Genomic DNA, 23,981 nt, shown 5'->3' on the forward strand with positions numbered 1-23,981 from the left:
GGCCCGGGACCAGGGGGAACCATGGACACATCCACCAGCGCAACCAGTACGGAAGCGCCGGACCGGCCCTCCCGGCCGGTCATCCTCGGCCTGCTGCTCGGCATCGTGCTCGCCACGCTCGACGGCACCGTCGTCGGCACCGCGCTGCCGACCATCGTCGGCGACCTGGGCGGCCTCGACCATCTGTCCTGGGTGCTCACCGCCTATCTGCTCACCACGGCCGTCTCCACCCCGCTCTGGGGCAAGCTCGGCGACCTGTACGGCCACAAGGGCAGCTACCTGACCTCCATCACCGTGTTCCTGGTGGGTTCGGTGCTGTGCGGACTCGCCCAGGACATGGGGCAGTTGATCGCCTTCCGGGCGCTCCAGGGAATCGGCGCGGGCGGCCTGTTCGTGGGCGCGCTCTCCCTCATCGGCACCCTGCTCACACCGGCGGAGGCGGGCCGCGCCCAGTCGCTGATCGGGGTGCTGCTGCCCCTCGCGCTGATCGGCGGACCGCTGGCCGGCGGCTTCCTCACGGACCAGCTGGACTGGCGCTGGGTGTTCTACGTCAATGTCCCCGTCGGCGCCGTGGCCCTCACCCTCGTCGGCCTCGGGGTGCGGCTGCGCGGGCCGCGGGTCAGGGCACGGATCGACCTGGCCGGGGCCGGGCTGCTGACCGGTGCGATCCTCGCCCTGACGCTGCTCGCGAGCTGGGCCGGGACGACGTACGCCTGGTCGTCTCCGCAGGTGCTCGGGCTCGCCCTGGTCTCCGCCGTGGCGCTGGCCGCCTTCGTACGGGTCGAGCGGCGCACCCCGGAGCCGGTGATCCCGCCCCGGCTGTTCCATGACCGCAACTTCACGGTGGCGCAGGTCATCAGCTTCGTCACGGGTGCGGCGATGCTGGCGGCGGCGAGCTATCTGCCGCAGTACATGCAGTTCGTACGGGACATGTCGGCCACCGAGAGCGGCCTGCTGCTGCTTCCGCTGATGCTGGGCATGATGGGCGCCCAGCTCCTCATCGGGCGGCGGGTCGGCGACGGCGGGCGCTATCGCGGCTACCCCGTCGTGGGCGGCGCGCTGGCCGCGGTGGGCGCGCTGGCCCTGCTGACGCTGGGCACGGACACGTCGGCGCCCGTGGCCTCCGGTCTGACCCTGGTGCTCGGTGTGGGCATCGGCTGTCTGATGCAGCCGACGATGCTCATCACGATGAACAGCGCCGAGCCACGCGACATGGGGGCGGCCAGTGGCACCCAGACGCTGCTGCGCACCATCGGCGGCTCGCTCGGGGTCGCGGTCCTCGGGTCCGTGTACACCCACCGGCTGACGGCGACCGTCACGGACCGGCTGGGAGCCGACGGCACCCGGCTGACCGAGGGCGAACTCACCCCCGAGCTGCTGCGCGACCTGCCGGAGCCGGTCCGGCATGCCTTCCGGACGGGGGTCGTCGACGGCCTGCACGGTGTCGCGCTCGGCACGGCCGCGCTGTGCGCCGTGGCGTTCGCGGTGTCCTGGCTGATCCGGGAGGTCCCTCTGCGCACCCGCTGAGTCACCCCGGACAGATGAACCCAGACTGGCGCATAGGTGGCCTTCCGGTGTGACGCACCTATCAAAGCCGTGCCGCGGGGTCGTTGAGTGGCCCGGCGATGCCTCACACTGGTGTCCCGTGAGTTCCCAACCGCCCATACCGACGCGAGTCGTGCTGCTCTGCGGCCCCTCCGGCTCCGGCAAGTCCCTTCTCGCCGCCCGCTCCGGTCTTCCGGTACTGCGCCTCGACGACTTCTACAAAGAAGGCGACGACCCGACCCTGCCCCAGGTCCCCGGGAGCTCCGACATCGACTGGGACCACCCCGACTCATGGGACGCGGACACGGCCGTCGCTGCGATCACGGAACTGTGCCGCACGGGCCGTACGAACATCCCGCTGTACGACATCTCGCTGAGCGCCCGCACCGGCGAGGAGGCGGTCGAGATCGGCCGTACTCCGCTGTTCATCGCCGAGGGCATCTTCGCCGCCGAGATCGTGAACCGCTGCCGGGAACTCGGTGTGCTGGCCGACGCGCTCTGCCTGAGCCGCGGCCCGGTCCGCACCTTCCGCCGCCGTTTCCTGCGCGATCTGAAGGAGGGCCGCAAGTCGGTGCCCTTCCTGCTGCGCCGTGGCTGGCGGCTGATGCGTCTGGAGCGGTCGATCATCGCCCATCAGACGTCGCTGGGCGCGTACGCCTGCGATCGTGACGAAGCCCTGGGCCGCCTCACCGCGGCCGCCGCGGGGCGCTGCCCGGCGCAGCTGGCCTCCTGAGCCTCCGCTCGCCCGTACACACGAGAAACGGGACTGGACGGACCCCCCGGCCCTCCAGCCCCGCTCTCGTCGTGCCCCGCCCGTTTCCCCCGTGGCAGGGCACTCCCCCGTGTTCCCCCGTTACTGCCCCCCTCGGGCGTTTCCCCGTGGGTCCCCCACTTGTTACCGCTCCCCCTTCGGCCGGTCCCCCCGGACCGTCCTCCCCCTCAACCTTCAGGCGACAAGCTCCCCGAAGGCGTCCTCCTCGTCACGGCCGAAGCTGAGGACCTCGTCCTCGCGCAGCCGGCGGAGCGACCGCCAGATGCTCGACTTCACCGTGCCGACACTGATGTCGAGGATGTCCGCGATCTCCGGGTCGGTGCGGCCCTCGTAGTAACGAAGGACCAGCATCGTCCGCTGGAGCTCGGGCAGCCGGGCCAGCGCCTGCCACAGGACCGCGCGCAGCTCGGTGCCGCGCATCGCGTCCGTGTCACCGGGCGTCTCCGGCAGTTCCTCGGTCGGGTACTCGTTCAGCTTGCGGCGGCGCCACGCGCTGATGTGCAGGTTGGTCATCGTCCGCCGCAGATAACCCCCGACGGCGGCCTTGTCGCTGATCCGGTCCCATGCCTTGTACGTCGAGAACAGCGCGCTCTGCAGCAGGTCCTCGGCCTCGAAGCGGTCACCGGTCAGGTGGTAGGCGGTTGCGTACAGGGAGGCGCGGCGCTCCTGGACGTAGGCGGTGAACTCCGCCTCCGACAGCGAGCGACGACGCTCCCCCGAGTCCTCCCTGTACGCGCCGGCTCCCCCGTGAGCCTCCCCCGTGAGACCGTCAACCACCGTCATGTACGCGGTGTGCTGACGCCCGGTGCCGCGAGCGCACCCCCGCCCGCTCACGGCACCGGACTTCTCCGAACCCCGGCCCCCGTTCACGTCGTGCAGACGCGTGATCACTGCGCTGGTGGTGGTGCCGTGCAGCGTGTTCATCTCGCGCCCCCCGTCGTGGACTTCCGGTGTTCTGGTCGATCGTGCTGCTGTGTTCCGGTCCTGCTGTGTTGCTGTCTTGCTCTGTGCCGAAAAGCTTGCCCGGGCACCTTCATGGCCGTGTCCGCCGACTGTCACAGACCTGTCACAGGGGCCTGTGCCAGAGCCCGCTCCCAGCACCCGCACAGCGCGCACACAGCCGACAGCGCTACGCGCACGCTTCCCTACTGCTCGTACAGGAGTCGAAAGACGACCCCCGCATGGGCCAGAATGTGCCCCGTGCCTTCCCTGTTGCTGATCGAGGACGACGACGCCATCCGCACGGCCCTGGAGCTCTCACTGACCCGCCAGGGACACCGTGTGGCCACCGCTGCCACCGGCGAGGACGGGCTGAAACTGCTGCGTGAGCAGCGGCCGGACCTGATCGTGCTGGACGTGATGCTGCCCGGCATCGACGGATTCGAGGTGTGCCGGCGCATCCGGCGCACCGACCAGCTGCCGATCATCCTGCTGACCGCGCGCAACGACGACATCGACATCGTGGTCGGACTGGAGTCCGGCGCCGACGACTACATCGTCAAACCGGTCCAGGGGCGGGTCCTCGACGCCCGGATCCGGGCCGTGCTGCGGCGCGGGGAACGGGAGTCGAACGACGCGGCGACGTACGGCAGCCTGGTCATCGACCGCGCGGCCATGACCGTCACCAAGAACGGCGAGGACCTCCAGCTCACCCCGACCGAGCTGCGGCTGCTGCTCGAACTGAGCCGCCGCCCCGGCCAGGCCCTGTCCCGCCAGCAGCTGCTGCGCCTGGTCTGGGAGCACGACTATCTGGGCGACTCCCGCCTCGTGGACGCCTGCGTCCAGCGGCTGCGCGCGAAGGTGGAGGACGTCCCGTCCTCGCCGACCCTGATCCGTACCGTCCGTGGAGTCGGCTACCGCCTGGACGCGCCTCAGTGACGGACGCGCAAGGGGGTTTCCGCGGCTGGGTCGCGGCTCGCAAGGGAGTGTGGTCGAGGCTGCGTTTCACCAGTCTGCGGCTGCGGCTCGTGGTGGTGTTCGGCCTGGTGGCGCTCACCGCCGCCGTATCGGCCTCCGGGATCGCCTACTGGCTCAACCGCGAGGCGGTGCTCAGGCGGACCCAGGACGCGGTGCTGCGCGACTTCGAGCAGCAGATGCAGATACGCGCGGGCCTGCTGCCCGAGCAGCCCACGCAGGACGAACTGCAGCACACCGCAGGGCAGATGGCCAACAGCAGCCAGCGCTTCTCCGTGCTGCTGGTCGCCCGAGGCGGCGACGGCGGTCCCGCGTACGGCAGCTCCGGCGGCCTGGACGGCTTCACGCTCGCGGACGTGCCGAAGTCCCTGCGCACCGCGGTGAACGAGAAGCAGCAGGTCGGCTCCTCCGACCGGACCGAGTACCGCCTGTACTGGCAGCGCGTCGTGGAGGACGGCACGCCGTACCTGATCGCCGGCACGAGGGTGGGCGGCGGCGGTCCGACCGGCTACATGCTCAAGTCCCTGGAGCAGGAGGCCAAGGACCTCAACTCCCTGGCCTGGTCGCTCGGCATCGCCACCGGCCTCGCCCTGATCGGCTCCGCGCTGCTCGCGCAGGCCGCCGCCACGACCGTACTGAAGCCGGTGCAGCGCCTCGGGGTCGCCGCCCGCCGCCTGGGCGAGGGCAAGCTGGACACCCGGCTGCGCGTGTCCGGCACGGACGAACTGGCGGATCTGTCCCGGACGTTCAACAACGCCGCGGCGGCGCTGGAGAAGCGGGTCGCCGACATGGCGGGGCGTGACGAGGCGTCCCGGCGCTTCGTGGCCGACATGTCGCACGAGCTGCGCACGCCACTGACCGCGATCACCGCCGTCACCGAGGTGTTGGAGGAGGAGCTGGAGATGGAATCCGGCTCCATGGACCCCATGATCGAGCCGGCCGTACGCCTGGTGGTCAGCGAGACCCGCCGGCTGAACGACCTGGTCGAGAACCTCATGGAGGTCACCCGTTTCGACGCCGGCACGGCCCGTCTCGTCCTCGACGATGTCGACCTCGCCGACCAGATCACGGCCTGCATCGACGCCCGCGCCTGGCTGGACGCCGTCGACCTGGACGCCGAGCGCGGCATCATGGCCCGCCTGGACCCGCGCCGCCTGGACGTCATCCTCGCCAACCTGATCGGCAACGCCCTCAAGCACGGCGGCTCCCCGGTCCGGGTCGCGGTCCGCGCGGAGGACGACTCGGTCGTCATCGCCGTACGCGACCACGGCCCCGGTATCCCCGAGGACGTCCTCCCGCACGTCTTCGACCGCTTCTACAAGGCCAGCGCCTCCCGCCCCCGCTCCGAGGGCAGCGGCCTCGGCCTGTCCATCGCCCTGGAGAACGCCCACATCCACGGCGGCGAGATCACCGCGGCCAACTCCCCCGAGGGCGGCGCGGTCTTCACCCTGCGCCTCCCCCGGGACGCCTCCGACCTGGCGCTCAAGGCGGACGACGACGCGAAGAAGGGGGAGGCGTGATGCACACACGCCGCCGTCTCCTCTCCCTCTCCGTACTGTCCGCCGCCCTCCTCGCGGGCTGCGGCATACGGCCCACCGAGGTCCCCACCGACTTCGGTCCGGCCCCCTCCCGCGTCCACTGCTCCCTGTCCGAACCGAACGTCTCGACGCAGGCCTCGCGCGGCCTCCCGGTCCAGGTGTTCCTGTTGTGCGGCTCCCAACTGGTCGCCGTCGACCGGGCTGTACGCGTCCCCGAAGGCACCGCGGACTCGGCACGGCGCGTGCTGGTGGCGCAGGGCCTCCTGGACCAGCTGGAGGCCACTCCGTCGACCGCGGAGAGAGAAGCGGGCTACACGACGGACGTACGGGGCGCCATGGGCGTCACCGGCCCCCGCCGCGACGACCCCGACGAAACCCTCCGCCTCAGCACACCCCCCACCGACCTGACGTCCTACGCCCTGGCCCAGATCGTCTGCACCTTCTCCGACTCCTCAGCGGCCGAGGGAGACGGCTCGGTCATCCTGGGCGGCCCGACGACGGCGCCACCACGGCGGTACGAGTGCACGGACGAGGTCCGCACGAGGCCGGGCAGCAATGAGCCGCCGTCGACGGAGGTAGCGGGCGGCTGAAAGCCGACGCACGGCAGGCACCCCCTCCCCCATGTGTCCGACACCTCACCACCGCCCCCGGAACCGATCCCACCGGGCAGCGCGTCTTGGGAGGCGTGCAGCGTCATGGCCCCATCGGCGGCACCGCCGCAACCCGCATCCGCGCGACGGGAGGCGTCCTCCTGGTCGCACACCTCGCATTCGTCGCCTGGCTCACGCTGCGCCCCCTGGACGTCGCCTGGGTGACTCCGGCCAATCTGCAGCCGTTCGCCGGCATCAGAGCCGACCTCGCCCTCGGCTGGCAGGAGGCGGCCCGGCGCATCGCCGAGGGTCTCGCCCTCCTCGCCCCCCTCGGCGTGCTGCTCCCGATGGCCCACGGCAGGCTCACCGCCTCCCCGCTCGGCTCCCTGGTCCGCACGGTCGCCGCGGGCGCCCTGATCTCCCTGGCCATCGAGCTGCTGCAGACCGATGTCCCCGGCCAGATCGTCGACGTCGACTCGCTGCTCCTGAACACGGTCGGCGTGGCCCTCGCGCACGCCGCGATCGTCCCGGCGGCCCGCTTCCACCTCCGCCGCAGGTCCGAGCGCGCGAAGCAGCCCCCCGTCCCCCAGGAGGGGTCGGCTCAGGGTCGGACCCCGACGATTCCCAGGGTCGGTATAGCTCCGTAGAGTGACGCTTTGCCCGGTTCGTCTTCGTAGCGTGGATGTCAGATGAGGCACCCACTCGAAGGGCCCCACAAGGACAGCCCTCGACCTACGCTCACGAAGGAGCCGCACCATGACCGCGCTCGCCCGACCCACGAACGGCCGCATGATCGGCGGAGTGTGCGCCGCGCTGGCACGGCGCTTCGGCACCTCCGCGACGACGATGCGCGTGATCTTCCTGATCTCCTGTCTGCTCCCGGGCCCGCAGTTCCTGCTCTACATAGCCCTGTGGATCCTGCTCCCCTCGGAGGGCAGGGCGAACAAGGCGAGCACGGCCTGGTGATCCGGCGGCACCCACCGACGCACAGACGCCGCTGGGGCGCACCCCTCGGACACGGGGTGCGCCCCAGCGGCGCGTCGCGGCGGAGCCGGACTCAGGCGAGCGGAACGCCGTTCACGGGCAGACCCTGAAGGGGAAGGCCCTGGAGCGGCAGCGCCTCGGTGGGGGTAGCGCCCTGCAGCGGCAGCCCGCCCAGCAGTCCAGTGGGCGCACCGGCCAGCGCCCCGGTCGGCGCACCGGCCACCGCCTGCTCGGCAGCCGGCTGCGCGGCCGACAGCCCGGTGGTGAGCGCCTCCGTACCCGTGGCCACACCGGTACCGGCGGCGGGCGCCCCCGGCGCGAGGTTCTCGGCGGGGAGCGTGCTGGTGACGGTGCCCAGCGCCGGGCCCACGGCGTCGGGCGCGACCGGCGCGGCGTTCGCGGCACCGGCGCCCGCGGCGGCGAAAGCGGCACCGAGAGCGGCGACACCGAGGGTCTTGGCAGCAGACTGCTTCATGAAATGCGTCCTCGAAATTCGTTACGGGGTTGTGAGCGGTCCTCGACCGTAAACAGGCCCCGCGCCCGGCCGCAAACATCGAAATGCGGACGGATTGTGAATGGAGCCCGCATCCCCTGTGACCGAGAAATCGAGGATCAGCCCTCCCCGTCCTCAGAACCGCTGGTGGAGGCGGTCTGTCGGAACAGCCACTCGGACTTGAGTTCGGCATATCCGGGCTTGATGACGTCATTGATCATCGCTAGCCGTTCATCGAAAGGAATGAACGATGATTTCATCGCATTGACGGAGAACCACTGCATGTCATCGAGCGTGTAGCCGAATGCGTCGACCAGATGCTCGAATTCCTGGCTCATGGTGGTGTGGGACATGAGCCGGTTGTCGGTGTTCACGGTCGCCCGGAAGTGCAGCCGGCGCAGCAGCCCGATGGGATGGGCGGCATACGAATCGGCGGCCCCCGTCTGGAGGTTGGAGCTGGGGCACAGCTCAAGAGGGATGCGCTTGTCCCGTACGTACGAGGCGAGCCGCCCGAGCTTCACCGAGCCGTCGGCATGCACCTGGATGTCGTCGATGATGCGCACCCCGTGCCCGAGCCGGTCGGCGCCGCACCACTGGAGGGCCTGCCAGATGGACGGCAGCCCGAAGGCCTCACCGGCGTGGATGGTGAAGTGGTTGTTCTCGCGCTTGAGGTACTCGAAGGCATCGAGGTGCCGGGTCGGCGGATGCCCGGCCTCGGCGCCCGCGATGTCGAAGCCGACGACACCCAAGTCGCGGTAGCGGTTGGCGAGTTCGGCGATCTCCAGGGCGCGGGCGGCGTGCCGCATGGCGGTGAGCAGGGCGCCGACGCGGATGCGGTGGCCGTTCTCCCGTGCGATCAGCTCGCCCTCGCGGAAGCCCTCGTTCACGGCCTCGACGACCTCTTCGAGGCTGAGCCCGCCTTCGAGGTGCTGTTCGGGTGCGTAGCGCACCTCGGCGTAGACGACGCCGTCCTCGGCGAGGTCCTCGGCGCACTCGCGGGCGACCCGGACGAGGGCGTCGCGGGTCTGCATCACACCGACGGTGTGGGAGAAGGTCTCCAGGTACCGCTCCAAGGACCCGGAGTCGGCGGCGTCACGGAACCAGAGGCCGAGCTTGTCGGGGTCGGTCTCGGGGAGCTGGGAGTAGCCCGTCTCGCGGGCGAGTTCGACGACGGTGCCGGGGCGGAGCCCGCCGTCGAGGTGATCGTGCAGCAGAACCTTCGGCGCCCGGCGGATCTGGTCCGAGCTTGGGGTGTTCGCCTTCTGGGCAGTCTCGCTCGTCATTTCCGCACCATAACGCCTACGCGCGTAGATCACCCGCTGAACACCCCATTTCCCCGGTTGTACGAATCCGTCGATACGCAACGGTGATCCCGAGGACGGGTCGCGTACACCCATGCTTCTGACACTGTTCTGTCATGGCACACCAAGCGACGCCGGTTCGCAGGGTCCGGCTGGGCAGGGCGATCGGACCGGAGCCGACGGCGGTGAGCGGAGTCGTACTCCTGCTCCCCGGAGGTGACGAGGAATCACATCGCAAGCCGGCGACGTTGTTGGCGACCTCGTACGTACGGACGCTGGGACGCCGCCTCACGCGGGCGGGACGCGGCGAGGGCCTGGCCACCCATGTCGTCCACTACCGCTACCGCGGCTGGAACGGCAGCGCGGCGAATCTCGCGAGCGACGCGTCCTGGGCCGCGGACGAGGTCGTACGCCGCTACGGAGACGTCCCCGTGTGTCTCGTCGGCGTCGACATGGGCGGACGGGCCGCGCTGCACGCCGGGGGCCATGAGGCGGTCAACTCCGTGCTGGCGATCGCCCCTTGGCTGCCGGAGGACGACATGGCCGCCGCGCCGGAGCCGGTGCGGCAGCTCGGCGGGCGGCGCGTGATGATCGTGCACGGCACGAACGACGAGCGGACCGATCCCGAGCTGTCGTTCCGGCTGGCGGCGCGGGCGAAGAAGGCGAACCGGGAGGTGTGCCGGTTCGAGGTGCACTCCGACCGGCACGGGTTGCATCAGCATCGGGATGAAGTGCTGGCGTTGGCCGAGGACTTCGTGATGGGGGTGCTGTTCGGGAGGGCGTTCTCGCGGCCGGTCGCGGATGCGTTTGCTGCTCCGCCGCCTTTGGGGTTGCGGATGCCGTTGGCTTCTGGGTTCGGGCGGTCTTTTAGGCGGTAGCGCCGTAGGGGGTTGCGCTTGTCTTCGGAGTGCGGGTTCGTTGTGGTTGCTCGCGCAGTTCCCCGCGCCCCTGAGGGGGTGGCACCTAGGTCGGCAGCAAGTTGCCCCTTCTCGACAGTAGGAACCTCTTGAACGCCGCCACCGGTGGGGTGTCCGGGCGGTCTGCCAGCCAGGCCACGCCGATCTCTCTCGCCGCCCTCGGGGCCGTCACCGTCAGTTCCACCACCCCGGGGCGGGGTACGGCCGGCGGGGGCAGGAGGGCCACGCCCAGGCCCGCCGCCACCAAGCCCCGTAGCGTCTCCGCCTCCTCCCCCTCGAAGGCGATCCGCGGCTTGAAGCCTGCCTCCTTGCAGAGGTCGTCGGTGATGCGGCGCAGGCCGTAGCCGGGCTCCAGGGTCACGAAGATCTCGCCCGCGGCCTCGGCCAGGCGGACGCGCTTGCGGGCGGCCAGGGCATGGTCCGCGGGGACGACGAGGCGCAGCTTCTGTTCGTCCAGGCGGCGGCCCACCAGGTCGGGGGCGTCCGGGACCGGGGAGGTCAGGCACAGGTCGAGTTCGCCGGCGCGCAGGCGCTCGATCATGGCCTCGCCGTAGTTCTGGACGAGGCTGAAGCGGATGCGGGGATGGTCGGCGCGGAAGGCGTGGATCAGGCCGGGCACCGTCTCCGCGCCCATGGTGTGCAGAAAGCCGAACGCGACCTTGCCGGTGGCCGGGTCGGCGTCGGCGCGTACCTCCTCGGCGGCGCGCCCGATCTCGGCGAGGGCGCCTTCGACGGAGGTGAGGAAGGTGCGGCCGGCCGGGGTCAGGGAGACCGTACGGCCGTGGCGGGCGAACAGGTCGACGCCCAGGTCCTGTTCGAGGCGGACCATGGCACGCGAGAGCGTGGACTGCGGGACCCCCATCTCCAGCGCGGCGCGCGTGACGTGCTCGGTGCGGGCCACGCCGGCGAAGTACGCGAGGCGGGGCGCCAGCAACATCACCATGTCTTCTGTGTCACTGGACGGTGACAGACGAGCCCGTGACCTCTGCTGATGCTCCATGGGAACGATTATGACGAGTTCATGCATTGGACGGATCAGCGGAGTCGTACGTAACTTCGAAGCATGTCTCCCGCCAGTACCGGGGCGTCCACCATCGTGGCCGCCTCCCCCGCAGTCCCTGTCGCCGACTCCGACGCCGACTCCCGTATGACCCCGGGCGGCCCCGGCTACCGCCGGATGAGCTTCGCCCTCTTCCTCGCCGGTGTCGCGACCTTCGCTCTGCTGTACTCCACGCAGGCCCTTCTGCCGCTGATCTCGGGTGACTTCGCGGTGACGGCGAGCCAGGCGAGCTGGACCGTGGCGGCGGCGACCGGCGGTCTGGCGCTCTTCGTGCTGCCGATGAGCGCCCTGTCGGAGCGGTTCGGACGCCGTACGGTCATGACGGCGTCGCTGGCGGTCGCGGTCACGGTCGGGCTGCTGGTCCCCTTCGCCCCGAACCTGACGGCCCTGGTGGTGCTGCGGGCCGTCCAGGGCGCGGCACTGGCCGGGCTCCCCGCGTCGGCGACGGCGTATCTGGCCGAGGAGGTCCGCCCGAAGGCACTGATCACGGCGATCGGTCTGTTCGTCGCGGGCAACAGCGTCGGCGGGATGAGCGGCCGGGTGATCACGGGCTGGGTGGCCCAGGAATGGGGCTGGCGGGTCGCGGTCGGTGTGATCGGCGTGATCGCGGTGGCCTGCGCGGTCGCCTTCCGCCTCCTCCTCCCGGCGCCGCGCCACTTCAAGCCGGGCTCGCTCCGCCCCCGCGTCCTGGCCCGCACGGTCCGCGACCACCTCTCGAACCCGCTGCTGTGCCGCCTGTACGCGATCGGCGCGCTGTTCATGACGGTCTTCGGCGGCGTGTACACGGTGATCGGCTACCGCCTGACGGAGGGCCCGTTCTCGCTCCCGCAGGGCATCATCGGCTCGATCTTCCTGGTCTACCTGGTCGGCACGGTCTCGGCGTCGACGGCGGGCCGCCTGGTGGGCCGGTTGGGCCGCCGGGGCGCCCTGTACGCGGCGGGCGCGACGACGGCGACGGGCCTGCTCGTCTCCCTGGCGGACTCGCTCCCGCTCGTCCTCCTCGGCCTGGTCCTGATCACCGGCGGCTTCTTCGCGGGCCACGCGGTGGCGTCCTCGGCGGTCAGCAAGACGGCCACGGCCGGCCGCGCCCAGGCCGCCGCGCTGTACCAGTCGGCCTACTACGTCGGTTCCAGCGCGGGCAGCACGGTGGGCGCGATCGCCTTCCACGCGGGCGGCTGGGGCGGCACGGTCGGGGTCGGCCTGCTGGCGGTGTGCGGTGTCGTGACGATCACCGTCCTCGGAACGCGTGCGGCTCGGGCCCAGCAGCGGCTCGTGACGGCCTGAGTCGCACGTACGGATTTCCCCCTGACCGGGGTCGGCCGGTCAGGGGGATCAGTCCTGTGTAGGGCCCGTTCCCCCTGGTCAGGGCCGGTTGTCAGTGGCTGCGGATAGCCTCCGCGATCACTGACGACTGGGCCTGACCAGGGGGATTTTTCATGGACTTCCGTATCGAGCGGGGCACCTTCGCCGAGGCCGTCGGGTGGGCGGGGCGTGCCCTGCCCTCCCGTACGCCGGTGCCGGTGCTGGGTGGGCTGCTGCTGGCGGCGGGGGCGGGGCGACTCACGGTCTCCGGGTTCGACTTCGAGGCCGCGGCGCGCGTCGAGGTGGACGCCGAGACCGGGGCGGCCGGGGAGGTGCTCGTGCCGGGGCGGCGGCTGCTGGACATCTGCCGGGTGCTGCCGGACGGACCGGTGAGCTGTGCCCTGGAGGGGACGCGGTTCACGGTGGCGGCGGGCGGCACCGAGTTCGGGATGTCGACGCTGCCGCGCGAGGAGTACCCCGCGCTGCCGCCTCAGCCGTCGGTGTACGGCAGTGTGGACGCCGCCGCCTTCGCGACCGCCGTCGGCCAGATCGCCGTGGCGGCCGGGCGGGACGAGACGCTGCCGGTGCTGACCGGCGTACAACTGCGCCTGGACGGCGACTCGATGACGCTGGCGGCCTCGGACCGGTACCGGTATGCCGTGCGGCAGGTGGGGTGGAAGCCGGAGGGGGACGCGGGCGGTGCCGTGGAGGCGCTGGTGCCCGCGCGGCGGCTGCTCGACGCCGCGCGGTCGCTGGCCCGGTGCGGGGTGGTGCGGCTCGGTCTGGAGGCGGCGGAGAGCGGCGGTCTCGTCGGGTTCGAGGGCGGAGGGCTGCGGAGCGTCGTACGGCTGCTGGACGGGCGGCTGCCGGCTTACGGGGCGCTGTTCGACGTGGCGGGGGCGGCGGTCGCCGAGGTGGAGTGCGGGGCGCTGGCGGAGGCGGCGCGGCGGGTGGCCGTGGTGGCGGAGGCGAGCGGTCCGGTGCGGATGGACTTCTCCGGCGACGGGTCCGTGCTGCTGCGGGCCGGGTACGGCGACGACGTGGCGGCGCAGCGGCTGCCGGCCGTGCTGAGTGGCGCGGAGGAGGTCACCGTGGCCTTCAACCCGGCGTATCTGCTGGACGCGCTGAACTCTTTCGAGGCGCCCCGGCTGCGCCTGGAGCTGCTGGGCACCGGGCAGCGGGTTCTGCTGAGCGCGCTCGACGGCGAGGGCGACGGTCCGGTTCGGCACCGGCATCTGCTCATGTCCGTGCGGCAGCTGGTCTGAGGAGGGCTTTGACCTGCGCATTTGTGCGCTCCGGGGGCCATTGTCAGTGGGCTGCGGTAGCTTCCGAAGTGTTGGCGCGACGAAGCGCTGACGGGATACGGCCACAGGGGTGGGTGGACGATGAGCGACGGCACGGCGACTACGACAACGGACCTGGACGTCAGGCTGGAGAAACACCGGGTCGAACTGACCGGGTACTGCTACCGCATGCTCGGCTCGTCCTTCGAGGCGGAGGACGCGGTGCAGGACACGATGGTGCGGGCCTGGCGGAGTTACGACAAGTTCGAGGGGCGCTCCAGCCTCCGGTCGTGGCTGTACCGCATCGCGACGAACGTATGCCTGGACATGCTGACGGCGGGCAACAAGCGGGCGAGGCCCATGGACCTGACGGAGTCGACTCCGCTGGCCCGGGCGGCGCTCTCGCCCCGCCCGGACAACACCTGGCTGGAGCCGATGCCGGACAGCCGGGTGCTGCCCACCACCGAGGACCCGGCGGAGGCAGCGGTCGCCAAGGAGTCGGTGCGGCTCGCCTTCATGGCCACCCTGCAGCAGCTGCCGCCCAAGCAGCGGGCGGTGCTGATCCTGCGCGAGGTGCTGGCCTGGAAGGCGAGCGAGGTCGCCGAGCTGCTGGGCACCACGGTCGCTTCGGTGAACAGCGCGCTGCAGCGGGCCCGCGCGACCCTCGCGGAGCAGCAGCAACCGGGCGTCGAGGCGGCCGTCTCCGACCCGCTGGACGAGGAGCAGCAAAAGCTCCTGGACCGGTATGTGGCGGCCTTCGAGGGCTATGACATGACGGCGCTGACGGCCCTGCTGCACGAGGACGCCATCATGACGATGCCGCCGTTCGACCTGTGGCTGACCGGCGTCAAGGACATCACCGGCTTCATGACGACGCTCGGCGCTCCCTGCGCGGGTTCGCGTCTGGTTCCGGTGCAGGTCAATGGGCTGCCGGGATTCGCCCAGTACAAGCCGGACCCGGAGGCGGGCGGTTTCGCGCCGTGGGCCGTGCAGGTGCTGGAGATCTCAGACGGCCGGATCACCGGGTTCCACTGCTTCCTCGACACGAAGCGCTGGTTCCCGCTCTTCGGCCTGCCCCTCCACCTCGAAGCGGAGACCGACCAGGTCGAGGAGGGCGTGTAGCGCGGGATCGGCGTCACGCAGCCTGATCCGGCCCCCGGCCCGCCGCGCGGTGAGCTGGAGCCGGGCCAGCAGATCCACGACGCCGAGGCCGGGCGGCCCGAGCCCGCCGACGTCACACACCACGACTCTCGCCGCCCCACCTGACCCGGCCTCCAGCCGGGCCGTGACGGCGTCGCACAGCCCCGCCACCTCGTCCCGGGTGACGGGGCCGGCCAGCACGAGTACAGCGGGTGTCATGGCGTCCACGATCGGTAGACCGGGCGGGGGCGAATAACTCATCGCGGCCGCCGGGCGATGTCCCGATGTCCGCGGACCGGGATCACATTGACCCGCTCCCCTCCCGTCCCGGAGGGTTACCTGTATGCCCCACCCATCAGCGCCGCCTCGAATACCGCACGCCCTCCTCCCCGCCAAGGAGGCCCCGTGCAGGGGGTGTTGACGGGATTCGCGGTGATCGCGGTCGTCATCGGCGTGGGATATGTGATCGGCCGCCGCGGCTACCTCGGCGACCAGGGCCGCGAGGTCCTCACCAAGCTGGCCTTCCATGTGGCGTCCCCGGCTCTGCTGTTCACCACGCTCGCGCAGACCGACCTGTCGGTGATCTTCTCCAGCCGCCTCCTGGTCACTGCCCTGAGCACGGCCGCGGCGGCCGGGGTCTTCGTCGCGGTCGGCGTCGTACGCCGCTGGAGCGTGGGCCGTACGACGATCGGCGCGCTGTGCTCCAGTTACGTCAACTCCGGCAACCTCGGCATCCCGATCGCGGTGTACGTCCTGGGCGACGCGTCGCTCGTGGCGCCCGTGCTGCTGTTCCAGCTCGTCGGCGTCACCCCGATCGCCCTGACCATCCTCGACCTGTCCGGCGACGGCACGGAGAAGGGCCCGATGTGGCACCGCCTCCTGACCCCGCTGCGCAACCCGATCGCGCTCGGCTCCCTGGCGGGCGTGGCGGTATCGGCGACGGGTCTGCGGATCCCGGCCCCCGTCCTGGACCCCCTCACCCTGATCGGCGGCATGTCGGTCCCCGCGGTCCTGCTGGCCTTCGGCATCTCCCTGTGCGGCAGCACGATGCCCGGCCGGGGCCCGGACCGGCACCCGGTGTTCCTGTCCGTCGCACTCAAGTCGGTCGGCCAGCCGGCCGCGGCCTGGGCCCTGGCGGCCGGCGTCTTCGGCCTGCGCGGCGCCCCTCTGCTGGACGTGGTGGTGACGTCGGCGCTCCCCGCCGCGCAGAACCTCTACACCTACGCGTCGAGTTACCGGGTGGGCGAGCGACTGGCCCGGGACTCGATCCTGCTGTCGACGGTGATCTCGGTACCGGTGCTGGTCCTGGTGGCGGCGGTGCTGGGCTGAGGGAAGTAGCCGGTCTCGAAGGTGATGCCGAACGGCACGGGCAGCGAGATCGGCGCGCCGTGCGCGCAGGCCCGCAGGACCCGGAAGACGTCGCCCTCGGGTTCGCCGTACAGCGTGATGGTGGGACCGCCAGGCGGCCTTATGGATGCGGTCGTTCCGTGCGGTGGTCTTCGAGGTGATCTCCACGACGAGTTCGGCCTCACCGGCAGGGACGAAGGGGTCAGTCGTCGGGGATCACGTCGTACAGGCGGCACTGCACGCGCTCCACAACACTGCTGTGCGCCACGGACGGCAGCGGGCCTCGGTCTGCCGCCAGACCCAGGCGGCTTCGTCCCACTCGTCGTCAGCGGCGATGTAGTCGCCCTCGATCACACGCACGAGGCCACTCAACATGCCGAACGGGACCGGCGCCGGTCCACCGATCCCGTTCACCCGAAAGGGAAACCGCCTGGTCAGGCGATCCGCTCCAGCACAACCGCCGAAGCCGCGAACTCCGTCCCCGGCGCCGCGATGTCGTACGAGCCCTCCACCGCCTGCAACGCGTACTCGAACCGCTCGGGGGTGTCCGTGTGCAGCGTCAGCAGGGGCTGGCCCGCCACCACCGCATCCCCCGGCTTGGCGTGGAGTTCCACGCCCGCGCCCGCCTGCACCGGGTCCTCCTTGCGGGCACGCCCCGCGCCGAGGCGCCAGGCGGCGACGCCGATGTCGTAGGCGTCGAGGCGGGTCAGGACGCCCGAGGCGCCCGCCTTCACCACGTGCTGCTCGCGCGCCACCGGCAACTCCGCGTCCGGGTCACCGCCCTGCGCCGCGATCATGCGCCGCCAGACGTCCATGGCCGAGCCGTCGGCCAGGGCCTTGGCCGGGTCGGCGTCACGCACACCGGCCGCCTCCAGCATTTCCCTGGCCAGGGCCAGCGTCAGCTCCACCACGTCCGCCGGGCCACCGCCCGCCAGGACCTCCACCGACTCACGGACCTCCAGCGCGTTGCCCGCCGTGAGGCCGAGCGGCGTCGCCATGTCCGTCAGGAGCGCGACCGTCTTCACGCCGTGGTCGGTACCGAGGCCCACCATCGTGGACGCCAACTCCCGCGCGTCCTCGATGGTCTTCATGAACGCGCCGGTGCCGACCTTCACGTCCAGGACGAGCGAACCCGTACCCTCCGCGATCTTCTTCGACATGATCGAGGACGCGATGAGCGGGATCGCCTCGACCGTCCCCGTCACATCCCGCAGCGCGTACAGCTTCTTGTCCGCGGGGGCCAGTCCGTCGCCCGCCGCGCAGATCACCGCGCCGGTGCCGTCCAGGACGGACAGCATCTGCTCGTTGGACAGCAGCGCGCGCCAGCCCGGGATCGACTCCAGCTTGTCCAGCGTGCCGCCCGTGTGGCCGAGGCCCCGGCCCGACAGCTGCGGGACCGCGGCACCGCACGCCGCCACCAACGGCGCCAGCGGCAGTGTGATCTTGTCGCCCACGCCGCCCGTGGAGTGCTTGTCGGCCGTCGGGCGGGACAGGGACGAGAAGTCCATGCGCTCGCCGGAGGCGATCATCGCGGCGGTCCAGCGGGCGATCTCACGGCGGTTCATGCCGTTGAGCAGGATCGCCATGGCGAGCGCGGACATCTGCTCGTCGGCGACCTCCCCGCGGGTGTACGCGTCGATGACCCAGTCGATCTGCTCGTCGCTGAGCTCACCGCGGTCCCGCTTGGTGCGGATGACGGAGATGGCGTCCATGGCCATGGCTTGGCATTCCTTCCGAAGGTTCCAGAAGTTCCAGAAGTGATACGGCCCCTCCGAACCGGTCACACGACGCGACTCGGAGGGGCCGTACGGGAATTACTTGCGCAGGTGTCCCGGCCCGAAGGCCTGGGGCAGCATCTCGGACAGCGGCAGGATCCCCGCGGGGGTCTCCAGCAGCAGCTCCGGCCCGCCGAACTCGAACAGCAGCTGACGGCAGCGGCCGCACGGCACGAGGACATCGCCCTTGCCGTCCACGCACGTGAAGTGCGTCAGCCGGCCGCCCCCGGAGTTCTGCAGCTCCGACACGAGCCCGCACTCGGCGCACAGCGCGAGCCCGTACGAGGCGTTCTCGACATTGCAGCCGGTGATCGTGCGGCCGTCGTCGACCAAGGCCGCGACGCCGACCGGGAAGCCGGAGTACGGGGCGTACGCGCGGGACATGGCGTCCCGGGCCGCCGCGCGAAGGCGATCCCAGTCAACGGAGGTCACTTGCCCTGCCCCTTCTTGTACGGCAGTCCGTCCGCCTTCGGCATCCGCAGGCGCTGCGCGGACAGGGTGAGGACGACGAGGGTGATGACGTACGGCGTGGCGGAGACGACCTGGTTGGGCACCTCGTTGGTGCCGAGGTACCAGGCGAGGACCAGGGCGCCGACCACGGCGGTGATCATCGACGGGGCGTACTTCTTGCGGATCACCATCCAGCAGGCGCCGATGATCAGCAGCAGCGCTCCGAGCAGCAGCAGGGCGTGCACGTTGGTGGAGCCGCCGCGCAGGTTGAGGCTGTCGGTGTAGCCGAAGAGCCCGGCGCCGAGGGCGAGGCCGCCCGGCATCCAGTTGCCGAAGATCATCGCGGCGAGGCCGATGTAACCGCGGCCGGAGACCTGGCCCTCCAGGTAGAAGGGGTTGGCGACGATGGAGAGGAAGACACCACCCAGACCGGCCAGACCACCGGAGATGATCACGGCGATGTACTTGTACTTGTAGACGTTCACACCGAGCGACTCGGCCGCGATCGGGTTCTCACCGCAGGAGCGCAGGCGCAGTCCGAAGGCGGTGCGCCACAGGATCCACCAGGTCGCCGGGATGAGCGCGACGGCGATCAGGGTCAGCCAGGAGACGTTGGTGACGAGTCCGCCGAGCAGTCCGGCGATGTCGGAGATGAAGAACCAGCCCTGGTTGTTGAGGTCCCGCAGTCCGTCGGACAGGCCCGGCACGGTGAAGTGACCGAGGGTGTCGATCGCCGGGGACTGCTTGGCGGAGCCGCCCGCGTGGCCCTCGAAGGCGAGGGGCGCGAGGTAGCGGGTGATGCCGAGGGCGAGGATGTTGATCGCCACACCGGAGACGATGTGGTTGACGCGGAAGGTGACGGTGGCGATGGCGTGCAGGATGCCGCCGATGCAGCCGCCGATGATGCCGACGACGACACCGGTCCACGGGCCCCACTGGAAGCCGGCCCAGGCGCCGAACCAGGTGCCGAGGATCATCATGCCTTCGAGGCCGATGTTGACGACGCCCGCCCGCTCGGCCCACAGACCGCCGAGACCGGCGAGCCCGATCGGCACGGCGAGCTGGAGCGCGGTGGACATCTGGCTGACGTTGGTGATGCCGTCGGCGCCGGTGATGATGCGGACGATGGAGGTCAGCGCCAGGGCTCCGGCGATGACCAGCAGCAGGACGGGCCACGACAGGCGGCGGCCGGTGGGAGCCGCGGGCTGCAGCGTGGGCTGGTTGACATCAACCGCTGAGGTCGGGGCGGTCATCGGCCAGCCACCTCCTTCGTGGTGTTGTTGTTGGCGCCGAGGACGTGACCGGCGGCCAGTTCGGCGCCGACCCGGCGCTGCTGGCGACGCAGGCCCCACTCGCGGACGGCCTCGTAGGAGACGACGACGGAGAGCACGATCAGGCCCTGCATGATGACCGCGATCTCCTTGTCGTAGCCGTGGAAGTCCAGCTCGGGCGAGGCCTTGTCGAGCCAGGCCCACAGCAGGGCGGCGAACGCGATACCGACGGGGCTGTTACGGCCGAGCAGGGCGATGCCGATGCCGAGGAAGCCGATGCCGGTGGGGAAGTTGAGGCTGTAGGTGTGGGTGTCACCGAGCAGGATCGGCAGCCCGGCGAGGCCCGCGATACCGCCGGAGAGCAGCATGGCGGTGAGCACCATGCGCTTGGGGTCGACGCCGGAGGCCGCGGCGGCGGACTCGGAGGCGCCGGAGGCGCGCAGGTCGAAGCCGAAGCGGGTGCGGTTGAGGACGACCCAGTAGCCGATGCCGAGGAGTACGGCGAGGAAGACCAGGCCGTAGATCTCGCCGGCGTCGCCCATGTTGATGCCGGGGACCCAGCCGGACTCGTGCATCTCGCCGGTGGTGTTGTTGTTGCCGACCTTGACGCCGAAGACGTTGGGCAGCCACAGGTAGCCGATGACCGAGGTGGCGATGGCGTTCAGCATGATGGTCGCGACGACCTCGCTGACGCCTCGGGTGACCTTGAGGACACCGGCGATGCCGGACCAGAAGGCGCCGGTGCAGACGGCGGTGAGGAGCAGCAGCGGCACTTGGAGGACGGCCGGCAGGTTGGCGTGGGCGCCGACGACGGCGGCCATCATGGCGGCGAGCTGGTACTGGCCGTCGACGCCGATGTTGAAGAGGTTCATCCGGAAGCCGATGGCGACCGCCAGGGCCGCGATGTAGTACATCGAGGCCTGGTTGATGACCAGCACCTGGATGTCCGAGTAGCCGATCTGCTCGAACATCAGGGTGTACGGCTCGACCGGACTCTTGCCCGAGGCGAGAAGGACGATCGCGCTGAGCACGAAGGCCACGGCGAGCGCGATGACCGGTCCGGCCACCGCGAGGAGCACACGCTCCTTGTCGAACTTCTTCATCAGCGGGCCTCGTCTTCGCCGGACTCGGGCGACTTGCTCAGGTCAGGAGTCTCGGGGGTCTCGGGGGTCTCGTCGTGTTCCAGGTGACCGGTCGCGGCACCGGTCATCGCCGAACCGAGCTCCTCCGGGGTGATGGTGGCCGGGTCGGCGTCCGCGACCAGCTTGCCGTTGTAGATCACCCGGAGGGTGTCGGACAGGCCGATCAGCTCGTCCAGGTCGGCGGAGATCAGCAGGACGGCCAGGCCCTCGCGGCGGGCCTCGCGGATGTGGTCCCAGATCGCGGCCTGCGCGCCGACGTCCACACCGCGGGTGGGGTGCGCGGCGATCAGGAAGCGCGGCTTGTGGCTCATCTCGCGGCCGACGATCAGCTTCTGCTGGTTGCCGCCGGACAGGGAGGCGGCGGTGACGTCGATGCCCGGGGTGCGGACGTCGTACTCCGTCACGATCCGCCGGGTGTCCTCCTGGGCCGCCTTCGGGTCCAGCCAGACGCCCTTGGCGAGGGGCTTCTCGGTGACATGGCCGAGGATGCGGTTCTCCCAGAGGGGGGCCTCCAGGAGCAGACCGTGCCGGTGGCGGTCCTCGGGGATGTAGCCGATGCCCTGCTCGCGGCGCTTGCGGGTGGTCCAGCCGGTCATGTCCTCGTCGACGAGGGTGATCGTGCCGGAGTCGGCGCCCTTGAGGCCGATGAGCGCGTCGACCAGCTCGGTCTGGCCGTTGCCCTCGACGCCGGCGATGCCCAGGACCTCGCCCGCGTGGATGGTGAAGGTGATGTCGTCGAGGAGGGCCTTGCCGCCGGCCGCCTCCAGACGCAGCTTGTCCACCGTGATGACGGGGCGGTCGGTGACCGTGGACTCGGCGGTCTCCGGCGTGGGCAGTTCGCTGCCGACCATCATCTCGGCGAGCTGACGAGGCGTCGTCTCGGAGGGAACGGCCGTACCGACCGTCGTACCCCTGCGGATGACGGTGATCTCGTCGGCGACGGAGAGCACCTCGCCCAGCTTGTGGGAGATGAAGATGACCGACAGTCCCTCGGCCTTCAGCTCGCGCAGGTTGTCGAAGAGCGCGTCGACCTCCTGCGGCACGAGCACGGCGGTCGGCTCGTCGAGGATGAGGGTGGTGGCGCCGCGGTAGAGGACCTTGAGGATCTCCACCCGCTGGCGGGCGGCGACGCCGAGCTCCTCGACGAGGCGGTCGGGCTGCACGCCGAGGCCGTAGCGCTCGGAGATCTCCTTGATCTTGCGACGGGCCTTGCCGCCGATGCCGTACAGCTTCTCGCTGCCGAGCACGACGTTCTCCAGGACCGTCAGGTTGTCCGCGAGCATGAAGTGCTGGTGGACCATGCCGATGCCGCGGACGATGGCGTCGGCGGGCGACGAGAAGCTGACCTTCTCGCCGTCGATCGCGATGGTGCCCTCGTCCGGCTTCTGCATGCCGTAGAGGATCTTCATCAGCGTCGACTTGCCGGCGCCGTTCTCGCCGACGAGGGCGTGGACGGTGCCCTTGCGGACGGTGAGGTGGATGTCGTGGTTGGCCACGACGCCCGGGAAACGCTTAGTGATCCCGGCGAGTTCGACGGCGGTCACCTGACCGTTGACCGCCGCGCCGGCCGGAGGGCTGCTGGACGCTTTGATGGCGCACTCTCCTGGGGACGGGGGTCGTCTACGCGCGTAGCGCCCCTATGGCCTGAAAGGGGTCGACGCACCGCGAACAACGGGGTACGGGGACGACTCCCGCCGGGAGAGTCTCCCCGTACCCCGTCACGCGGCCGTAACCCCGGGGTTACCGCTGCTCAGGGTGTTACTGCAGTCAGCTGGTCTCGACCTTGATCTCGCCGCTGATGATCTTCTCCTTGGCCGTCTTGATCGCCGCCTGGACGTCGGCGTCGTCCGCGAACTTCGGGTTGGAGTTCGACAGGCTCACCTCGCCCGACTTCAGATCGCCACGAACGATACCGGTCTCGGGCTTGCCGTCCTCGACCGACTTCGCCAGGTTGTACACCGCCTTGGCGACGTCCTTCATCGCCGAGGTCAGGATGTAGTCCTTGTACTTGGCAAGGGCTTCCTGGCTGTACTGGTCGGAGTCGACACCGATGGCCCACACCTTGTTGGCGGCGGCGGCCTCGATGACACCCTGACCGGACAGACCGGCGGCGGCGTAGACGACGTCGGCCTTCTTCTCGATCTGACCCTCGGCGGCCGACTTGCCCTTGTCGGGGCTGGAGAAGCCGCCCTCCTCCGCGGTCTGCGTGAGGTACTGGGAGAGGACCTTGGCCTTGGGGTTGGTGTCCTCAACGCCCTGCTCGAAGCCGGCCTGGAACTTGTGGATCAGCGGGATGTCCACACCGCCCACGAAGCCGACGACATTGGACTTGGTGCTCTTGGCGGCGGCGACACCGGCCAGGTACGAGGCCTGCTCCTCGGAGAAGACCAGGTCGGCGACGTTCTTCGACTCGACGGTGGAGTCGTCCACGATGCCGAAGGTGGTGTCCGGGAACTTCGCCGCGGCGGCCTTCACGGCGGCGGCGTACGCGTAGCCGACACCGACGACCGGGTTGTAGCCCTGCTTGGCCAGCGACACCAGTCGCTGCTCCTTGTCGGCGTCCGTCTCACCCTCGGTCGGCTCGACATCGGCGGTGTCGTACCGGAACTCCTTCTTCGCCTGCTCCAGACCCGCGAACGCGGCGTCATTGAAGGACTGGTCGCCCTTGCCGCCGACGTCGTACGCGATGGCGAGGCCCTTGTTGCCCTTCGAGTCGGACGACGCCGAGGTCGAAGTGCCGCCACAGGCGGAGAGCGCGAGGGCCAGAGAGGCGGTCGCTGCGCCTGCGACCGTGATCCGGGAAATCCGGCGCATGTGTGGAGACTCCTGTCGTACGAGCGCCGGGACGGTACTGCTTCACGTACACAGGTGGACAGGTACAGGTTCACAGCTACGGCGCTGGCTTTCGCCGCAGAGTAACGCGCGTAGACCGGCCAGGAAACCCCTTCTGTCCACCTTGTTATCCGCCCGTGTTCAACTCCACACGGACCTCACCTTGATCCGCGCCCGGACCGGCACCCACCGTGTTCGCCGGCCAAGGTGGGCACGGTTTCCGGTCGATGGCGGGCAGGCCCTCAACCACGCTCGCCCTGTGTGAGGCACTGAGACCGCCGGTCGGTGCTTGGCTCCGCCGAATGGACGACGAAGCGGGCGGGCA

24 protein-coding genes are annotated in these 23,981 nt (G+C 70.5%); 12 read left to right on the plus strand and 12 right to left on the minus strand.

Annotation, left to right across the window (positions count from 1 at the left end):
• Window positions 1–21 precede the first annotated feature (21 nt).
• Both IE325_RS25315 and IE325_RS25320 read left to right on the plus strand, forming a co-directional pair.
• Window positions 22–1,527 carry an MDR family MFS transporter gene (locus tag IE325_RS25315; protein WP_190072353.1) on the plus strand — a complete coding sequence of 502 codons (1,506 nt, stop codon included), beginning with the start codon at window positions 22–24 and terminating at the stop codon, window positions 1,525–1,527.
• A gap of 49 nt (window positions 1,528–1,576) precedes the next feature.
• The gene (locus IE325_RS25320; RefSeq protein WP_190072354.1) at window positions 1,577–2,278 is read left to right on the plus strand and encodes a uridine kinase family protein; all 702 of its coding nucleotides are present in this window, start codon (window positions 1,577–1,579) and stop codon (window positions 2,276–2,278) included.
• Window positions 2,279–2,491: 213 nt separating this feature from the next.
• Here the strand turns inward: IE325_RS25320 and IE325_RS25325 are convergent, their stop codons facing one another.
• Window positions 2,492–3,241, minus strand: a complete 750-nt coding sequence (locus IE325_RS25325; RefSeq protein ID WP_190072355.1) for a SigE family RNA polymerase sigma factor — start codon at window positions 3,239–3,241, stop codon at window positions 2,492–2,494.
• A gap of 276 nt (window positions 3,242–3,517) precedes the next feature.
• Between IE325_RS25325 and afsQ1 the strand changes: the two genes are divergently transcribed.
• The 5 genes from afsQ1 to IE325_RS25350 all read left to right on the plus strand — a co-directional run bounded on the left by afsQ1 (window position 3,518) and on the right by IE325_RS25350 (window position 7,325).
• Window positions 3,518–4,195, plus strand: coding sequence for a two-component system response regulator AfsQ1 (gene afsQ1 / locus IE325_RS25330; RefSeq protein ID WP_190072356.1), 678 nt, complete (start codon window positions 3,518–3,520; stop codon window positions 4,193–4,195).
• On the plus strand, window positions 4,192–5,751 hold the full coding sequence (locus IE325_RS25335; RefSeq protein WP_190072357.1) for an ATP-binding protein: 1,560 nt from the start codon (window positions 4,192–4,194) through the stop codon (window positions 5,749–5,751). The genes afsQ1 and IE325_RS25335 overlap by 4 nt, the downstream gene beginning before the upstream one ends.
• On the plus strand, window positions 5,751–6,359 hold the full coding sequence (locus IE325_RS25340) for a hypothetical protein (protein ID WP_190072591.1): 609 nt from the start codon (window positions 5,751–5,753) through the stop codon (window positions 6,357–6,359). Before IE325_RS25335 ends, IE325_RS25340 begins: the two co-directional genes overlap by 1 nt.
• 95 nt (window positions 6,360–6,454) lie before the next feature.
• The gene (locus tag IE325_RS25345; RefSeq protein WP_190072358.1) at window positions 6,455–7,006 is read left to right on the plus strand and encodes a VanZ family protein; all 552 of its coding nucleotides are present in this window, start codon (window positions 6,455–6,457) and stop codon (window positions 7,004–7,006) included.
• A gap of 109 nt (window positions 7,007–7,115) precedes the next feature.
• The gene (locus tag IE325_RS25350) at window positions 7,116–7,325 is read left to right on the plus strand and encodes a PspC domain-containing protein (protein ID WP_190072359.1); all 210 of its coding nucleotides are present in this window, start codon (window positions 7,116–7,118) and stop codon (window positions 7,323–7,325) included.
• 91 nt (window positions 7,326–7,416) lie between these two features.
• On the opposite strand, the gene IE325_RS25355 is transcribed toward IE325_RS25350, so the two are convergent.
• Together IE325_RS25355 and IE325_RS25360 are read right to left on the minus strand one after the other, a co-directional pair.
• Window positions 7,417–7,818 (minus strand): ATP-binding protein, encoded by a 402-nt coding sequence (locus IE325_RS25355; protein WP_190072360.1) that lies wholly within the window; start codon window positions 7,816–7,818, stop codon window positions 7,417–7,419.
• 137 nt (window positions 7,819–7,955) lie between these two features.
• Window positions 7,956–9,119, minus strand: coding sequence for an adenosine deaminase (locus IE325_RS25360; RefSeq protein ID WP_190072361.1), 1,164 nt, complete (start codon window positions 9,117–9,119; stop codon window positions 7,956–7,958).
• A gap of 134 nt (window positions 9,120–9,253) precedes the next feature.
• Between IE325_RS25360 and IE325_RS25365 the strand changes: the two genes are divergently transcribed.
• Window positions 9,254–10,015, plus strand: a complete 762-nt coding sequence (locus IE325_RS25365) for an alpha/beta fold hydrolase (protein WP_190072362.1) — start codon at window positions 9,254–9,256, stop codon at window positions 10,013–10,015.
• 85 nt (window positions 10,016–10,100) lie between these two features.
• On the opposite strand, the gene IE325_RS25370 is transcribed toward IE325_RS25365, so the two are convergent.
• Entirely contained in the window at window positions 10,101–11,054 is a 954-nt protein-coding gene (locus tag IE325_RS25370) for a LysR family transcriptional regulator (RefSeq protein ID WP_190072363.1), read from the minus strand.
• 63 nt (window positions 11,055–11,117) lie between these two features.
• Here IE325_RS25370 and IE325_RS25375 point away from each other — a divergent pair, with 63 nt between their 5' ends.
• The 3 genes from IE325_RS25375 (at window position 11,118) to IE325_RS25385 (ending at window position 14,821) form a co-directional block, all read left to right on the plus strand.
• Window positions 11,118–12,398: an MFS transporter gene (locus tag IE325_RS25375; protein WP_190072364.1), complete on the plus strand. Its 1,281-nt coding sequence runs from the start codon at window positions 11,118–11,120 to the stop codon at window positions 12,396–12,398.
• 152 nt (window positions 12,399–12,550) lie between these two features.
• A complete protein-coding gene (gene dnaN, locus IE325_RS25380) occupies window positions 12,551–13,681 on the plus strand; it encodes a DNA polymerase III subunit beta (RefSeq protein WP_190072365.1) in 1,131 nt (376 codons plus the stop codon).
• 120 nt (window positions 13,682–13,801) lie between these two features.
• Complete coding sequence (locus tag IE325_RS25385) at window positions 13,802–14,821, plus strand: sigma-70 family RNA polymerase sigma factor (RefSeq protein ID WP_190072366.1); 1,020 nt, start codon at window positions 13,802–13,804, stop codon at window positions 14,819–14,821.
• On the opposite strand, the gene IE325_RS25390 is transcribed toward IE325_RS25385, so the two are convergent.
• Entirely contained in the window at window positions 14,705–15,100 is a 396-nt protein-coding gene (locus IE325_RS25390) for an STAS domain-containing protein (RefSeq protein WP_190072367.1), read from the minus strand. The two genes, IE325_RS25385 and IE325_RS25390, sit on opposite strands and share 117 nt — an antisense overlap.
• Before the next feature lie 144 nt (window positions 15,101–15,244).
• On the opposite strand from IE325_RS25390, the gene IE325_RS25395 reads away from it, so the two are divergent.
• The gene (locus IE325_RS25395) at window positions 15,245–16,168 is read left to right on the plus strand and encodes an AEC family transporter (protein WP_190072368.1); all 924 of its coding nucleotides are present in this window, start codon (window positions 15,245–15,247) and stop codon (window positions 16,166–16,168) included.
• Between the two features lie 234 nt (window positions 16,169–16,402).
• Here IE325_RS25395 and IE325_RS25400 read toward each other — a convergent pair whose 3' ends face one another.
• The 7 genes from IE325_RS25400 to IE325_RS25430 all read right to left on the minus strand — a co-directional run bounded on the left by IE325_RS25400 (window position 16,403) and on the right by IE325_RS25430 (window position 23,638).
• The gene (locus tag IE325_RS25400) at window positions 16,403–16,546 is read right to left on the minus strand and encodes a hypothetical protein (protein WP_190072369.1); all 144 of its coding nucleotides are present in this window, start codon (window positions 16,544–16,546) and stop codon (window positions 16,403–16,405) included.
• Between the two features lie 74 nt (window positions 16,547–16,620).
• Window positions 16,621–17,904, minus strand: a complete 1,284-nt coding sequence (locus IE325_RS25405) for a thymidine phosphorylase (protein WP_190072370.1) — start codon at window positions 17,902–17,904, stop codon at window positions 16,621–16,623.
• A gap of 96 nt (window positions 17,905–18,000) precedes the next feature.
• Complete coding sequence (locus IE325_RS25410) at window positions 18,001–18,393, minus strand: cytidine deaminase (RefSeq protein WP_190072371.1); 393 nt, start codon at window positions 18,391–18,393, stop codon at window positions 18,001–18,003.
• A complete protein-coding gene (locus IE325_RS25415; RefSeq protein ID WP_190072372.1) occupies window positions 18,390–19,664 on the minus strand; it encodes an ABC transporter permease in 1,275 nt (424 codons plus the stop codon). Before IE325_RS25415 ends, IE325_RS25410 begins: the two co-directional genes overlap by 4 nt.
• Entirely contained in the window at window positions 19,661–20,785 is a 1,125-nt protein-coding gene (locus tag IE325_RS25420; RefSeq protein ID WP_190072373.1) for an ABC transporter permease, read from the minus strand. Before IE325_RS25420 ends, IE325_RS25415 begins: the two co-directional genes overlap by 4 nt.
• Entirely contained in the window at window positions 20,785–22,368 is a 1,584-nt protein-coding gene (locus tag IE325_RS25425) for an ABC transporter ATP-binding protein (protein ID WP_190072374.1), read from the minus strand. The genes IE325_RS25420 and IE325_RS25425 overlap by 1 nt, the downstream gene beginning before the upstream one ends.
• Before the next feature lie 223 nt (window positions 22,369–22,591).
• Window positions 22,592–23,638, minus strand: coding sequence for a BMP family lipoprotein (locus IE325_RS25430; protein WP_190072375.1), 1,047 nt, complete (start codon window positions 23,636–23,638; stop codon window positions 22,592–22,594).
• Window positions 23,639–23,981 lie beyond the last annotated feature (343 nt).

The organism is Streptomyces lanatus, assembly GCF_014655715.1.
Classification (GTDB): domain Bacteria; phylum Actinomycetota; class Actinomycetes; order Streptomycetales; family Streptomycetaceae; genus Streptomyces; species Streptomyces lanatus.